Origin of the sequence: Roseateles oligotrophus (genome assembly GCF_014204525.1) — a bacterium.
Lineage (GTDB): Bacteria > Pseudomonadota > Gammaproteobacteria > Burkholderiales > Burkholderiaceae_C > Paucibacter_A > Paucibacter_A oligotrophus_A.
In genome coordinates, this window is the sequence record NZ_JACHLP010000005.1 from 127,484 (window position 1) to 141,255 (window position 13,772).

Consider the following 13,772-nt stretch of genomic DNA (forward strand, 5'->3'; position numbering starts at 1 on the left):
CGGGGGTCTGAGATGGTTTGGCTGGATCTGGTCATGCTGGGCGTGCTGGCCTTGTCGGTGCTGGTCGGCTTGTGGCGCGGCCTGGTGTTTGAGGTCTTGTCGGTGCTGGGCTGGCTGGTGGCTTATTTCGCCATGCCTTATGTGGCGCCGCTGATTCAGCCTTGGCTGCCGTTGGAACGTTTGGGCGAGAGCCTGGCTCATATGCTGAGCCTGGGTCTGGCCTTCTTGCTGGTTTTGCTGGTGTGGGGATTGAGTGCCAAGCTGCTGCGCGCACTGATTCATGCCACGCCGCTGAGTTTTGTCGATCGTCTGGGCGGTGCGGGCTTTGGGCTTTTGCGCGGCTTGCTGATTTGCGTGGCGGTGGTGACCGTGCTGGGCATGACGCCTTTTGTGCAGTCACCTGCCTGGCGTCAGTCGCAGCTGGTCCCGCATGGCCAGACGGTTTTGCAATGGCTGCGCCCGGCTTTGCCGGAGCCGGTCATGAAACTGATTCCGGCTTGAGCCCAGGCTCAAGCCCTTCTCGTGTCTTCTGTGTTTTTTTAACCTCACAGGCGTGGTGCCGGACGTCCCCGGCATCGCGTGTCTGCGCCCCACAAGGGCGGCTGCCTGGCAGCTTGGGGTGTCTGTTGAAATGAAGGAATAGCCATGTGTGGCATCGTCGGCGTGATCTCCCGCTCCCCCGTCAATCAGCTGATCTATGACGCGCTCCTGCTCTTGCAACATCGCGGCCAGGACGCGGCCGGCATCGTCACCATGCAAGGCAATAAGTGCTTTATGCACAAGGCGCGCGGCATGGTGCGGGACGTGTTCCGCACCCGCAATATGCGCGCGCTGCCGGGCAGCATAGGCCTGGGCCAGGTGCGCTACCCGACGGCCGGCAATGCCTATAACGAGGAAGAGGCCCAGCCCTTCTACGTCAACGCCCCCTTCGGCATGGTGCTGGTGCACAACGGCAATCTGACCAATGCCCAGGGCCTGAAGAGCGAGCTGTTCAACGTCGACCGCCGCCACATCAATACCGAGAGCGATTCGGAAGTGCTGCTCAATGTGCTGGCTCATGAGCTGGAGCTGGCCGCGCGCGATCTGCCCCTGACGCCGGACGAGGTGTTCAAGGCCGTGCGCGCCGTGCACAAGCGCATCAAGGGCTCGTATGCCGTGATCTGCCTGATCGCCGGCCATGGTCTGCTGGCCTTCCGCGACCCCTATGGCATCCGCCCCTTGTGCTTTGGCCAGGCGGCCGATGGCGAGATCATGGTGGCCAGCGAGAGCGTGGCCCTGGAGGGCACGGGCCATCAGCTGATTCGCGATGTGGCGCCCGGCGAGGCCTTGTTCATCGATATGAACGGCCAGATGCACAGCCAGCAATGCGCCGAGAACCCGACGCTCAACCCCTGCATGTTCGAGTTCGTCTACCTAGCCCGGCCGGACTCGGTGATGGACGGCATCTCGGTCTACCAGGCGCGCCTGAATATGGGCGAGACCCTGGCCCAGCGCCTGGTCTCCACCATGCCGCCCAGCGATATCGATGTGGTCATCCCCATCCCCGAATCCAGCCGCCCCTCGGCCATGCAGCTGGCGCACCGCATCGGCAAGCCCTATCGCGAGGGCTTTGTGAAGAACCGCTACGTCGGCCGCACCTTCATCATGCCGGGCCAGGGCGCGCGCAAGAAGTCGGTACGCCAGAAGCTCAATGCCATCGGCCTGGAATTCAAGGGCCGCAATGTGCTGCTGGTGGACGACTCCATCGTGCGCGGCACCACCTCCAAGGAGATCGTGCAGATGGCGCGTGAGGCCGGCGCCCGCAAGGTCTATCTGGCCTCGGCCGCGCCGCCGGTGCGCTTCCGCAATGTCTACGGCATCGACATGCCGACCAGCGAGGAGCTGGTGGCGCATAACCGCAGCATTGAAGAAATTCGCCAGTTCATCGGCGCCGACGCCTTGATCTACCAGGATGTGGATGCGATGAAGCGCGTGGTCGCCGCCCTGCAGCCGGCGCTGAAAGGCTTTGAGGCCTCCTGCTTCGACGGCGACTACATCACCGGCGATGTGACGGCCGAGGACTTTGCCAAGATGGAGGCTCAGCGCCTGAGCCAGGGCGACGAGGAAGATGGCCCGGCACGCAGCCGCCTGGCCTTGCAAAGCCGCCAGGAGCCCTGAGCATGAGCGAGATGACGGATGAGCAGCGCCGCCTCGCGCGCGCCCAGTTGCCCGCCGGCCTGCGCCCCGAGACCCTGGCCGTGCGCACGGCCCTGGCACCCAGCCAGCATGGCGAGAATTCCGAGGCCTTGTTCCTGACCAGCGGCTTTGTGCAGCCCGATGCGCAGACCTCGGCCGAGCGCTTCGCCAGCTCGGAAGACTTCACCTACGCCCGCACCAGCAACCCCACGGTGCGCAGCTTCGAGGCGCGGCTGGCGGCCATGGAGGGCACGGAGGCGGCCGTTGCCACGGCCACCGGCATGAGCGCCATCCTGCTGCTGATCATGGGCTTGCTGAAGGCGGGCGACCATGTGGTCTGCTCGCGCTCGGTGTTTGGCTCCACCCTCAATCTGTTCGCCAAGGAGTTCGGCAAGTTTGGCGTCGAGACCAGCTTTGTCTCGCAGACCGATCTGGCCGAGTGGCGCGCCGCCATCAAGCCCAACACCCGGCTCTTCTTCGCCGAGACGCCGACCAATCCGCTGACCGAGATCTGCGACATCCGCGCCCTGGCCGACTTGGCCCATGGCGCCGGTGCCCTGCTGGTGGTGGACAACAGCTTTTGCTCGCCCGCCCTGCAGCGGCCGGCCGAGCTGGGCGCCGATCTGGTGATGCATTCCGGCACCAAGTACCTGGACGGCCAGGGCCGCGTGATGGCCGGCGCGCTGTGCGGGCCCGAGCGCCTGATCAAGGACGTGTTCGGCCCGGTGATACGGACGGCTGGCATGACCTTGGCACCCTTCAACGCCTGGGTGGTGTTGAAAGGCCTGGAGACACTCGCCCTGCGCATGAAAGCCCATAGCGAGAACGCCTTAGCGGTGGCGCAGTGGCTGGAGCGCCAGCCGGCGGTGGCGCGAGTTTTCTACCCCGCGCTGGCCTCCCACCCCCAGCATGAATTGGCGATGCGCCAGCAAGGCGGGCAGGGCGGTGCCGTGGTGGCCTTTGAGCTGCGCGGCGACACGCCCGAAGCGGCGCGTGCCGCCGCCTTCCATCTGATCGACAGCACCCGTGTCCTGAGCGTGGCCACCAATCTGGGCGACACCAAGTCCATCATCACCCATCCTGCCACCACCTCGCATGGCCGCCTGAGCGAAGCCCAGCGCCAGGCCGCCGGCATCGGCCAGGGCCTGATCCGCCTGGCCGTGGGCCTGGAACATGTGGACGACATCAGCGATGACCTGCTGCGCGGCCTCTCTACCTTGAAGCATTCGAAATGAGCCAGACTAACCCTATTCGCACACGCATCGCACCTTCGCCCACCGGCTTTTTGCATCTGGGTACGGCGCGCACGGCGCTGTTCTCCTGGGCCTATGCCCGCCACTACGGCGGCCAGTTCGTACTGCGCATCGAGGACACCGATGTGGCCCGCTCCACCCAGGACTCGGTGGACCAGATCATCGCCTCGATGAAGTGGCTGGGCCTGGACTATGACGAGGGCCCGATCTACCAGATGCAGCGCCTGGATCGCTATCAGCAGGTGGTCGATCAGATGCTGGCCGAAGGCACGGCCTACCGTTGCTACTGCTCGCCCGAGGAGCTGGACGCCATGCGCGAGGGCCAACGTGCCCGTGGTGAGAAGACCGGTTACGACGGTCGTTGGCGCCCCGAGCCGGGCAAGGTCTTGCCGCCCGTGCCTGCCGGTGTGAACCCGGTGATTCGCTTCAAGAACCCGCCCGAGGGCGATGTCACCTGGAACGATCTGGTCAAGGGCCCCATCACCATCAATAACCGTGAGATCGATGACCTCATCATCGTCCGCCCCGATGGCGTGCCTACCTACAACTTCTGCGTGGTGGTGGACGACTGGGATATGAAGATCAGCCACGTCTTCCGCGGCGACGAGCATGTCAACAACACGCCCTGGCAGATCAATATCTTCAATGCCCTGGGCGCGCCCCTGCCGCAGTTCGGCCACTTCCCCGTCATCCTGGGCGACGATGGCCTGAAGCTGTCCAAGCGCCGCGGTGCCGTCAGCGTGACCAATTATGAAGACAAGGGCTATCTGCCCGAGGCCATGCTGAACTACCTCTCCCGTCTGGGCTGGAGCCATGGGGACGAGGAGCTTTACTCGCGCGAGCAACTGATTGCCTGGTTCGACGGCACGCATTGCAATAAGAGCCCGGCCCAGTGGGATCCCGCCAAGCTGGAGTGGGTCAATAGCCACTATATGAAGCTGGCCGACGACGGCCGCCTGGCCGAACTGGTCAAGGTGCAGCTGGCCAAGCGCGATATTCAAGCGGATAGCGCCCGGCTCAAGCCCATGGCCGCCTTGTTCAAGGACCGTTGCTCGACCACCCAGGCCCTGGCCGATTGGCTGCTGATGTATTTTGCGGAGGTGCAGCCCAGCGCCGACGATCTGGCTGCCCATGTCACGGACAGCGTCAAGCCGGCTCTGGCGACCCTGGCCGACAAGCTGAGCGCGATCGAATGGAACAAGGCCGCCATCTCCGCCGCCATCAAGGAAACCATCGCTGCGCATGGCCTGAAGATGCCTCAGCTGGCCATGCCCGTGCGCGCTTTGGTGTGTGGCCGGGTACAAACGCCCAGCGTGGATGCGGTGCTGGAACTGTTTGATAAAGAAATTGTCATCAAACGCTTGCGCAGTATCTAAAAAACGTTGTACACTCTATGTCTTGCTTGAACAGCGCGACGTTTGAATCGCAGCAGCAAAGCGAGGTAGAAAGGCCAGGCAGCAATGCAGGGCCCGGATACCAAGGCAAAGCTGGTGCACAAGGTTCGGGGGTATAGCTCAGCTGGGAGAGCGCTTGCATGGCATGCAAGAGGTCAGCGGTTCGATCCCGCTTACCTCCACCAAGAGTTTTAGTGGTATATAATTAAAACTCTGAATGGCGCACTGTTCAGGATATAGCGAAAATACTTGTGTATAATTGCTGTAGAATAAGAAAAGAAGGTTTAGTCCCCTTCGTCTAGAGGCCTAGGACACCACCCTTTCACGGTGACTACAGGGGTTCGAATCCCCTAGGGGACGCCAAGTTTGATAAGGCTTGGTAATTATCTAAAGATAATTGCAAACTTATCGATAATTTGATGTTATAATGACATCTTGTTATCTGGAGTGGTAGTTCAGTTGGTTAGAATACCGGCCTGTCACGCCGGGGGTCGCGGGTTCGAGTCCCGTCCACTCCGCCAACAAATAGTTTTGTGCAGCAATAAAATGCTGTATAATACAAAGATAGTTTAAATTGAAGCTTAATAACTTCGGTTTGAATTAATGAAATTTGACTTGAACGGCGCGGTTCCGCGGTCAGCAATGATTCGGGGGTATAGCTCAGCTGGGAGAGCGCTTGCATGGCATGCAAGAGGTCAGCGGTTCGATCCCGCTTACCTCCACCAAGATTTCAGCCGGCCGGGCTGGTTGAAATTGAGTGTGGCGCGCGGTTCAGGGAATAAGAAGGTTTAGTCCCCTTCGTCTAGAGGCCTAGGACACCACCCTTTCACGGTGACTACAGGGGTTCGAATCCCCTAGGGGACGCCAAGTTTGATAAGGCTTGGCAGCTGCGCGAGTAGCTGCAATAACTTATCGATGTTGTGAGCTTAGGCTTGCGCATCTGGAGTGGTAGTTCAGTTGGTTAGAATACCGGCCTGTCACGCCGGGGGTCGCGGGTTCGAGTCCCGTCCACTCCGCCAGCATTTGAAAGCCTCGATAGCGAAAGTTGTCGAGGCTTTTTCTTTGCTTGTTTGAATCTATGTTCAGAATCTATTCTGGAGTCTGCTGCTTGAATTAACCCATTCTGGCGCGAGCTCTTTGTCTTGGGCATACTCAATTCAGCATTGACTGGGGCGCTCCGATACCTGGTTATCGCACCAGCTGGATTCTCGGGTTGCAAGTGAATGCGCCGCGCGCCATCGGTTTCGGCGAGTATCTCGGAGTTGTTTAGCCTGCGATCCCGAACAATATTTATGGGTATTGGCCTGTGTTCGGATTGCGCCCGCTACCGTGCCTCGGCATTGACCGGCTTGAGCCGAAAGAAAGCCCCCGGCCATTGCTGGTACGGGGGCTTTTTCAATTTTTCCAGGCTCAGCTGAACATTTGTTTGCGGATCAAGCCGACCGCCAGACCTTCAATCGCAAAGCTCTCGTCGCCATTGCGGACCTGAATGACCTCGAAATCCGAGTTTTCCGGGATCAGTTCGATGCCCAGTCGCCCTCGTTTAAAGCGCTTGACCGTCACTTCATCGCCCAGGCGGGCCACCACGATCTGCCCGTTCTTGGCCTCGGTGGTTTTTTGCACGGCCAAAAGGTCGCCGTCCATGATGCCCACATCTTTCATGCTCATGCCGCTGACTTTCAAAAGGAAGTCGGGCTTGCGAGCAAAAAAGCTGGGGTCCACCGTATAACTTTGCTCGATATGCTCTTGAGCCAGAATCGGGTGGCCCGCGGCTACACGTCCCACCAGGGGCAGGCTTAGCTGCGCCAAACTGGCCAGGGGCAGGGAAAATTGCTCGGCGCTGCTTTGCGTCTTGCGTCCGCGGGCTGAATTTTGCATCTCTTGCGCATCACGGGCCTCGCGCGCTTCGTGGAGCGCACGCAATGTGCCAGACTTCAGGCGGATGCCGCGCGAAGTGCCTCCCACCAATTCGATGGCGCCCTTGCGGGCCAGGGCCTGAAGATGTTCCTCGGCGGCATTGGCGGAGCGGAAACCAAGTTCGGCGGCGATTTCTGCCCGGGTGGGTGGAGCGCCGGTGCGCTCGATGGCCTTGCGCACCAGATCGAGAATCTGTTGCTGGCGGGGGGTGAGTTTGGGGCTGTCGTCCACGGGCTTCCTCTGCAGGGTTGCCTGAATATATATCCAGTAGCTGTATTTTCATCCAGCTGAACAAAAATTGCAAAACTCTTATGAAATTAGAAAGAAGTTCTGTGGACATACATGATGCGAAAGCCAAGCGGGTGGTGATTTTGGGCACGGGTGGCACGATTGCAGGCACCGCGGCCGACCCGGGCGATAACGTCGGCTACCAAGCCGCCCAGCTTGGGGTGGCGCAGCTGGTGGCTGCGGTGCCGGCATTGGCGGCCGTTGCCCTCGAGTGCGAGCAGGTCGCCCAGTTGGACAGCAAGGACATGGATTTCGCCACCTGGAAGCTGTTGGCGCAGCGTGTGGCGGCTCAGTTGGCGCGTGAGGACGTGGCCGGCCTCGTGATCACGCATGGCACGGATACTTTGGAAGAGACGGCCTATTTTTTGCAGCGTGTGCTCGCGCCCAAAAAGCCCGTGGTCTTGACCGCCGCGATGCGCCCGGCAACCGCCTTGCAGACCGATGGACCGCAGAATTTGCTGGACGCGGTGGCGGTCGCGCAAGACGCCCAGGCCACGGGTGTCTTGCTGGTGTTTGCCGGCGTGATTCATGCGGCCGAGCAGGTACGCAAGGCGCATAGCTACCGGGTGGATGCTTTTGTCTCCAGCGACGGCGCTCGATTGGGTCTGGTCGAGGAGGGCTTGCTGCGCTGGGTGGCGGGCTTGGGTCCGGCTCGGCCCGGCCTGGGTTTGGAGATTCTGGCGCAGGCGGTGGAGGATTGGCCGCGCGTCGAGATTTTGTTCAACCATGTGGCCGCTGATGGCCGCCTGGTGCGGGCCCTGCTGGCCCAGGCGGGCGGCGATAGGCCGGCCGGCTTGGTCGTGGCGGGCACCGGCAATGGCAGCCTCTCGCAGAAGCTGGAAGCGGCCTTGCGGGAGGCGCAGGCTCAGGGGGTGCGCGTCTTGCGCAGCACCCGCTGCGATGCCGGCCCGGTCACGGCTTCGGGCGAGGCCTTGCCCAGCGCCGGCGCGCTGAGCCCAGTGAAGGCGCGCGTTGAACTGATCTTGCAGCTCTTGAGCGAGGCCAGGGCCTGAGGCCCGGGCTTGTTCCGATCAGCGGCCTGGCTGTTGGCGGCCGTGTGCGCCCAGGCCGATCAATAGGGCGAGACCGGCCAGCATCAGGGCATGGCTGCTGGGTTCCGGCACGCTGGCGGCGATGGCTTGCGGCACAAAATCGCTGCCCTCGTAGCTGAAGACGTAGAACTGGTTGTTGTACTGGCTGGCGGTGCCGCCACCGGCGGGCGTAATGGCGCCCAGGAAGTCGTTGTCATTGGCCAGGTACAAGGTGTGCTTGAGCACGCCGTTCACCATCACATCGGCGCCGAAAGCGATGCCTTCGAGCTTGGCGGGGATGTTGGCATCGCTGATTCCGGCCGCATTGAGCATGGCGCGGATGTCCAGAAACTGCGTGGTCTTCAGCGCCACGCCGCTTTGCTTGCGCAGATCGGCAATGCCCGACACCTCGGTGGCGCCGTTCAGGTCGACCAGGCGCAGCTGCTTGGTGGCGGCGCTGTTGTCGGCACCCAAGCCCTTGCCATCACGTTCCAGAACCAGGAACTGGTGCTCGTTCAGGGCGAGGATTTCGCTGCTATTGAAGTTCTTGCCGCCGATCTGGTTGTCGTAGGCGTACTGGCTGGTGGCGCCGCTGGCGATATCGATCTTGACGATGCGGTTGTAGCGGCCGCCGTCGCCGCCGTCCTGGGCCAGGGGGCTTTGCATAAAGCCGACCAGGGTCTTGCCGTCGGGCGTGATGGCCAGGCCTTCCATGCCCTTGTTGGTGATGCGGCCGCTGCCTGCATTACTGGCAATTTCAACGGTGCCTTGTGCGCTCAGATGATTGATGGCGAAGCTGGCGGGCAGCTCGAATACCCTTGTACGCTGGCCGCTGGCGCGGTCGAATTGATAGATGTAGGGGCCGTATTCATCGCTGATGAAGACGCTTTTGCCGTCGTTGGAGACGCGGATGGCCTCCGGGTCCAGGCGTGCGTTGAGTGCGTTGCTGGAGCTGCCCGGTGCAAAGTTGTCCGAACGGCCGCTGAAGTAGAACTTGTCCGCGGTGTTGACGATGGGTGCGCCATTGCCCAGGCTGTAGCTCTTGCCGGCCACGGTGCCGGTGCCCAGGGCGCCGCTGCCGTAGTTCAGCGCCGTGCTGTTGTAGAGCAGGGTGCTGGACTGCAAGGTGGGCGTCAGCACAAAGGGCAGGCCGGCGCCGGCGCTATTGGCCTTCAGCTCCATCGTCACCGTGTGAAAGCGGGGAATATAGGAGCTGGTGTCGTCGACCAGGGGATTGAAGGCGAGGGCATTGGGGCCGCGGTCGGGCAAGGCCAGAAAGGTGTTGCCGCCGGCCCAGGCCAGGCCCGAACCCATGCCGCCCAGCAGATTGGCGGCCGTGCCGTTTTCAAGCTGATAGCCGAGGCCGGATTTATCGGTGGCAGCGCCGGACAGCGAACCCATGGCAATCAACTCCACGGCCGCAAAAGCCTGGGGCATTGCGGAAGCGAAAACGGTGGCGATCAGAGTCGGCAGGAGACGGGGACGCAGCATGGGAAAAAAGCTCCAGGTTCGGCCATGCTTCGGGATGAAGGCAGGGCAAAAACCGGAGCTTCCTTTTTCCGCATGACCGCGCCGTGACATGGCGCGGCCTCCCCCATATTCAAGGGGTGAGCGTTCTCTTCGATCAGACCAGCGTCAGGCTGACATCGATATTGCCGCGCGTGGCATTCGAGTAGGGGCAGACCTGATGGGCTGCGGCGATCAAGGCCTCGGCGGCGGCGCGCTCCATGCCGGGCAGGCTGATGCGCATGGCCACCTGGATGCCGAAGCCGCCGGTGATGGGGCCAATGCCCACGTCCGAGCTGATGGATACATCGGCCGGCAGGCTCAGCTTCTGGCCGGCGGCCACGGCCTTCATGGCGCCAATGAAACAGGCGGAGTAGCCGGCCGCGAACAGCTGTTCCGGGTTGGTGCCGGGGCCGCCCGCGCCGCCCAGCTCGCGCGGGGTGCTCAGCTCGATCTTGAGGGCGCCGTCGCTGGATGAGGCCGTGCCTTGGCGGCCGCCGGTGGCGGTTGCGGTGGCGGTGTAGAGAACTTTGTCGAGTGCCATGGTGGATCGTCCTTTCGGCTGGCGTGTATGCAATCTGGGATTGCGGGGGAGGGAAGGGAAATCAGCGGCCGGTATCGCTGGCCTGCAACTCGCTCCGCAGACGGTGCAGGCGCTGGGTCAGCTCGCTCAATTCCTGCAGCGAGCAGGCGCTGGCACAGGCCAGCTGAGCGGGAATGGGTTTGGCGCGGCGTTTCAGGCTGCGGCCCTCGGGCTGTAGAAAAATTTCGACGCGGCGCTCGTCTTCGCTGGAGCGGCGGCGCTGGATCAGGCCGTTGCTCTCCAGCCGTTTGAGCAAGGGCGTCAAGGTGCCGGAGTCCAGTTGCAAGCGCTGGCCCAGGGTCGAGACGCTGGCGCCATCGCACTCCCACAGCGCCAGCATCACCAGATACTGGGGATAGGTCAGGCCCAGGGGCGCCAGCAGCGGTTTGTAGCGCTTGGTCATGGCCAGTGAGCTGGCGTAGAGTGCAAAACACAGCTGCTGGTCCAGCAGAAGCCAGTCCTGCTCAGGGCTGGGCCGGGCTTGGTCTTTCGATCTGGTTTGGCGGCTTGGCATGGACATAAATATAGATCGCAATTCAATTGCGCACAATTTAAATGGGTATTGCTCGATACGCGCTGGCGCCACCTGCCGGCAAAGAAAAAGAGGCCTGCATGGAGCAGGCCTCTTTTTCGTCTTGGCGGCCGAGTGGCGGCCCCTTGCGGGTTCGGTTCAGCCGGCCGCGTAGATCGCGTCCACCTCGGCGCTCAGTTCCAGCCAGCGCAGTTCGGCGGCCTCCAGCTCATCGTGAATGCCTTTCAGGCGCTTGCCCAGATCGGCGATCTGGGTCGGCGAGGCCTTGCCCGAAGCCAGCTCGGCCTCGATGTTGCTGCGCTCATCGGCCAGCTTGTTCAGCTTGGCGTCAATGCCCTCCATCTCGCGGCGCAGCGGCTTGGTCTGCTCCGCCAGCTTCTGGCGTGCCTGGCCGCTGAGCTTGCGGTCCTCGCGCACGGCGGGCTTGGCGGCCGGGGCCGCGGCGGCAACAGGGGCTGGCGTTGTGCTGGCCATGGCCGCGCCGGCCTTGCCGCCATTCTTGGCCGCTTGCTTGGCGGCGTCTTTGGCCGCCTTGGCCGCCTCTTTGGACTGATCCAGCAACCAGCGCTGGTAGTCGTCCAGGTCGCCGTCGAAGGGTGCGACCTCACCCTTGCTGACCAGCCAGAACTCGTCGCAGACCTCGCGCAATAACGCCCGGTCATGGCTGACCAGCATCACCGTGCCTTCAAACTCGTTCAGCGCCATCGACAGCGCCTCGCGGGTGTTCAGGTCCAGGTGGTTGGTGGGTTCGTCCAGCAGCAAGAGGTTGGGGCGCTGCCAGACCAGCATGGCCAGCACCAGGCGAGCCTTTTCTCCGCCCGAGAGACTGCCGACCTGCTGGTTGACCATATCGCCGACAAAGCGGAACTGGCCCAGGAAGTCGCGCAACTCCTGCTCGCGCGCATTCGGGCTGCATTCCTTGGCCAGGCGCACCATATGCGAGAGCGGGCCTTCGTCGGGCCGCAAGACATCCATTTCCTGCTGGGCGAAATAGCCGATGGTCAGGCCCTTGCCCTCGGTGATCTTGCCGCCCAGGGCGCGGTGCATGCGTGCCACCGTCTTGACCACGGTGGACTTGCCCTGGCCGTTGGCGCCCAGGATGCCGATGCGCTGGCCCGCCAGCACCGAGCGGTTGATGCCGCGCACGATGATGTTCTCCACCCCATCGACTTCGTAGCCGCAGGCCACCTCGTCGAACATCAGCATGGGGTTGGGCAGATTGAGCGGCTCGCGGAACTCGAAATTGAAATCCGCGCTGGCCAGCACGGGCGCCAGCTTTTCCATGCGCTCCAGCGCCTTGACCCGGCTTTGTGCCTGCTTGGCCTTGCTGGCCTTGGCCTTGAAGCGGTCGATGAATTTCTGCAGATGGGCGATGCGTTCCTGCTGCTTGCCAAAGGCCGCCTGCTGCTGCTCCATGCGCTCGGCGCGCATGGCTTCAAACGCCGTGTAGTTGCCGCCGTAGCGATGCAGCTTGGCTTCGTCCAGGTGTAGCGTTACCTTGGTGATGGCGTCGAGGAATTCGCGGTCGTGGCTGATGATGATCAGCGTGCCGTCGTAGCGCTGCAGCCAGGCCTCCAGCCAGACCAGGGCGTCCAGGTCCAGGTGGTTGGTGGGCTCGTCCAGCAGCATCAGCTCGGCCGGGCACATCAGCGCGCGGGCCAGTTGCAAGCGCATGCGCCAGCCGCCGGAGAAGCTGTTGACCGGCGCCTCGACCTGCTCGCCCTTGAAGCCCAGGCCCATCAGCAGGGCTTGGGCGCGCGGCTTGGCGTCGAAGGCGCCGGCGTCCATCAGCAGCGCGTGGGCATCGGCCATGGCGTGGCCGTCCTCAAGGACCTCGGCGTCTTCCAAGGCCTTGCGCGCGGCCATCAGGCGCACATCGCCCGCCAGCACGAAGTCGGTGGCGGATTCTGCAGTCTCGGGCATGTTCTGCGCGACCTCGCCCACCGCCCATTGGCGCGGGATGTCGACCTCGCCCTTATCGCTCTGCAGCCTGTCGGTCAGCAGGGCGAAGAGGCTGGACTTGCCGGCGCCGTTGCGTCCCACCAGGCCGATTTTCTCGCCCGGCTGCAGGGTGACGGAGGCATCGTCCAGAACGATCTTGGCGCCGCGGCGCAGCGTGATATTGCGCAGCGTGATCATTGATCCTGCGCCTTCGTGGTGTTCTTCAAAGCGTCTTTCAACAAGGCTTCACGGGTGACAAGCAATACGACATCCTCGCCGGCCGAGGTCTCCATCCAGGCCACTTCCAGCTGCGGGAATGCCGCTTCAAAAAATTCGCGTTCGTTGCCGATTTCCAGCACCAGCACGCCATGCTCCGTCAGGTGCTCGGGCGCTTGTTCGAGCAGATGGCGGACGAAGTCCATGCCGTCGTGGCCACCGGCCAGGGCCAGCGCGGGCTCGGCCCGGTACTCGGCCGGCAGGGCGGCCATGGACTGGCTGTTGACGTAAGGCGGGTTGCACAGAATCAGGTCGTAGACCCGGCCCACGGCGGGCGCCAGGCCGTCACCCTGCAGCAGGGTGATGCGGTCGGGCAGGCCATGGGTGTCCACATTGATGCGGGCGACGGCCAGGGCGTCGGCGCTGAGGTCGATGGCGTCCACCGTCACCTCGGGCCAGGCCAGGGCGGCCAGCACGGCCAGGCTGCCGTTGCCGGTGCACAGGTCCAGCACGTCTTGCGTCTCGTCGCTGAGCCAGGCGTCGATGCTGGCATCGGCGATCAGCTCGGCGATGAAGCTGCGCGGCACGATGACGCGCTCGTCCACGTAGAAGGGCACGCCTTGCAGCCAGGCCTCCTGGGTCAGATAGGCGGCGGGCTTGCGGGTGGCGATGCGCTCTTCGATCAGGGCGGCGACGTCGGCCAGGGTCTCGGCGTCCAGCTCCTCCTCGGCGTTCTCGTCCAGGCTGTCCAGCGGCAGCTCACAGCGCCACAACACCAGCCAGGCGGCTTCGTCGAAGGCATTGGTCGTGCCATGCCCAAAAGAAACGCCCGCCTCGGTCAGGCGGGCGGCGTGCATCTCGATGCAGGAGATCAGTTTCATATCAAATGTCCATGGTGCTAACTCGTCACTCACGAGGCATGAAACGGCAGTGTTC

General features: G+C 63.0%; 11 protein-coding genes and 6 tRNA genes. 11 read left to right on the forward strand and 6 right to left on the reverse strand.

Going from position 1 to position 13,772, the window contains the following annotated elements; genetic code table 11:
- Positions 1-12 precede the first annotated feature (12 nt).
- From HNP55_RS13085 to HNP55_RS13130, 10 genes are all read left to right on the forward strand, one after another.
- Complete coding sequence (locus HNP55_RS13085; RefSeq protein ID WP_184299995.1) at positions 13-501, forward strand: CvpA family protein; 489 nt, start codon at positions 13-15, stop codon at positions 499-501.
- Positions 502-645: 144 nt separating this feature from the next.
- Complete coding sequence (gene purF, locus HNP55_RS13090; RefSeq protein WP_184299997.1) at positions 646-2,157, forward strand: amidophosphoribosyltransferase; 1,512 nt, start codon at positions 646-648, stop codon at positions 2,155-2,157.
- Between the two features lie 11 nt (positions 2,158-2,168).
- Positions 2,169-3,410: an O-succinylhomoserine sulfhydrylase gene (locus HNP55_RS13095; RefSeq protein ID WP_184300696.1), complete on the forward strand. Its 1,242-nt coding sequence runs from the start codon at positions 2,169-2,171 to the stop codon at positions 3,408-3,410.
- Positions 3,407-4,804, forward strand: a complete 1,398-nt coding sequence (gltX, locus tag HNP55_RS13100) for a glutamate--tRNA ligase (protein ID WP_184300000.1) — start codon at positions 3,407-3,409, stop codon at positions 4,802-4,804. Before HNP55_RS13095 ends, gltX begins: the two co-directional genes overlap by 4 nt.
- 127 nt (positions 4,805-4,931) lie before the next feature.
- A tRNA-Ala gene (locus HNP55_RS13105) sits at positions 4,932-5,007 on the forward strand.
- A 102-nt stretch (positions 5,008-5,109) separates the two neighbouring features.
- Positions 5,110-5,185, forward strand: a tRNA-Glu gene (locus tag HNP55_RS13110).
- An 81-nt stretch (positions 5,186-5,266) separates the two neighbouring features.
- Positions 5,267-5,343 (forward strand) — tRNA-Asp (locus tag HNP55_RS13115).
- Positions 5,344-5,471: 128 nt separating this feature from the next.
- Positions 5,472-5,547, forward strand: a tRNA-Ala gene (locus HNP55_RS13120).
- A 66-nt stretch (positions 5,548-5,613) separates the two neighbouring features.
- A tRNA-Glu gene (locus HNP55_RS13125) sits at positions 5,614-5,689 on the forward strand.
- Between the two features lie 75 nt (positions 5,690-5,764).
- A tRNA-Asp gene (locus tag HNP55_RS13130) sits at positions 5,765-5,841 on the forward strand.
- Positions 5,842-6,232: 391 nt separating this feature from the next.
- Here HNP55_RS13130 and lexA read toward each other — a convergent pair.
- Positions 6,233-6,970 carry a transcriptional repressor LexA gene (gene lexA / locus HNP55_RS13135; protein ID WP_184300002.1) on the reverse strand — a complete coding sequence of 246 codons (738 nt, stop codon included), beginning with the start codon at positions 6,968-6,970 and terminating at the stop codon, positions 6,233-6,235.
- Between the two features lie 101 nt (positions 6,971-7,071).
- Between lexA and HNP55_RS13140 the strand changes: the two genes are divergently transcribed.
- Complete coding sequence (locus HNP55_RS13140) at positions 7,072-8,040, forward strand: asparaginase (protein ID WP_348648700.1); 969 nt, start codon at positions 7,072-7,074, stop codon at positions 8,038-8,040.
- An 18-nt stretch (positions 8,041-8,058) separates the two neighbouring features.
- Here HNP55_RS13140 and HNP55_RS13145 read toward each other — a convergent pair whose 3' ends face one another.
- The 5 genes from HNP55_RS13145 to prmB all read right to left on the reverse strand — a co-directional run bounded on the left by HNP55_RS13145 (position 8,059) and on the right by prmB (position 13,717).
- Positions 8,059-9,549, reverse strand: a complete 1,491-nt coding sequence (locus HNP55_RS13145; RefSeq protein WP_184300006.1) for an esterase-like activity of phytase family protein — start codon at positions 9,547-9,549, stop codon at positions 8,059-8,061.
- 133 nt (positions 9,550-9,682) lie between these two features.
- Complete coding sequence (locus tag HNP55_RS13150) at positions 9,683-10,108, reverse strand: organic hydroperoxide resistance protein (RefSeq protein ID WP_184300008.1); 426 nt, start codon at positions 10,106-10,108, stop codon at positions 9,683-9,685.
- A gap of 61 nt (positions 10,109-10,169) precedes the next feature.
- On the reverse strand, positions 10,170-10,661 hold the full coding sequence (locus HNP55_RS13155; RefSeq protein WP_184300010.1) for a MarR family winged helix-turn-helix transcriptional regulator: 492 nt from the start codon (positions 10,659-10,661) through the stop codon (positions 10,170-10,172).
- Between the two features lie 156 nt (positions 10,662-10,817).
- On the reverse strand, positions 10,818-12,818 hold the full coding sequence (locus tag HNP55_RS13160) for an ABC-F family ATP-binding cassette domain-containing protein (protein WP_184300012.1): 2,001 nt from the start codon (positions 12,816-12,818) through the stop codon (positions 10,818-10,820).
- The gene (prmB, locus tag HNP55_RS13165) at positions 12,815-13,717 is read right to left on the reverse strand and encodes a 50S ribosomal protein L3 N(5)-glutamine methyltransferase (protein WP_184300014.1); all 903 of its coding nucleotides are present in this window, start codon (positions 13,715-13,717) and stop codon (positions 12,815-12,817) included. Before prmB ends, HNP55_RS13160 begins: the two co-directional genes overlap by 4 nt.
- Positions 13,718-13,772: the final 55 nt, after the last annotated feature.

Bases quoted from the DNA above. Each gene is read 5' to 3' on its own strand.
- HNP55_RS13085 (WP_184299995.1), top strand. From the start codon at position 13: ATGGTTTGGCTGGATCTGGTCATGCTGGGCGTGCTGGCCTTGTCGGTG.
- purF (WP_184299997.1), top strand. From the start codon at position 646: ATGTGTGGCATCGTCGGCGTGATCTCCCGCTCCCCCGTCAATCAGCTG.
- HNP55_RS13095 (WP_184300696.1), top strand. From the start codon at position 2,169: ATGACGGATGAGCAGCGCCGCCTCGCGCGCGCCCAGTTGCCCGCCGGC.
- gltX (WP_184300000.1), top strand. From the start codon at position 3,407: ATGAGCCAGACTAACCCTATTCGCACACGCATCGCACCTTCGCCCACC.
- HNP55_RS13145 (WP_184300006.1), bottom strand. From the start codon at position 9,549: ATGCTGCGTCCCCGTCTCCTGCCGACTCTGATCGCCACCGTTTTCGCT.
- HNP55_RS13150 (WP_184300008.1), bottom strand. From the start codon at position 10,108: ATGGCACTCGACAAAGTTCTCTACACCGCCACCGCAACCGCCACCGGC.
- HNP55_RS13155 (WP_184300010.1), bottom strand. From the start codon at position 10,661: ATGCCAAGCCGCCAAACCAGATCGAAAGACCAAGCCCGGCCCAGCCCT.
- HNP55_RS13160 (WP_184300012.1), bottom strand. From the start codon at position 12,818: ATGATCACGCTGCGCAATATCACGCTGCGCCGCGGCGCCAAGATCGTT.
- prmB (WP_184300014.1), bottom strand. From the start codon at position 13,717: ATGAAACTGATCTCCTGCATCGAGATGCACGCCGCCCGCCTGACCGAG.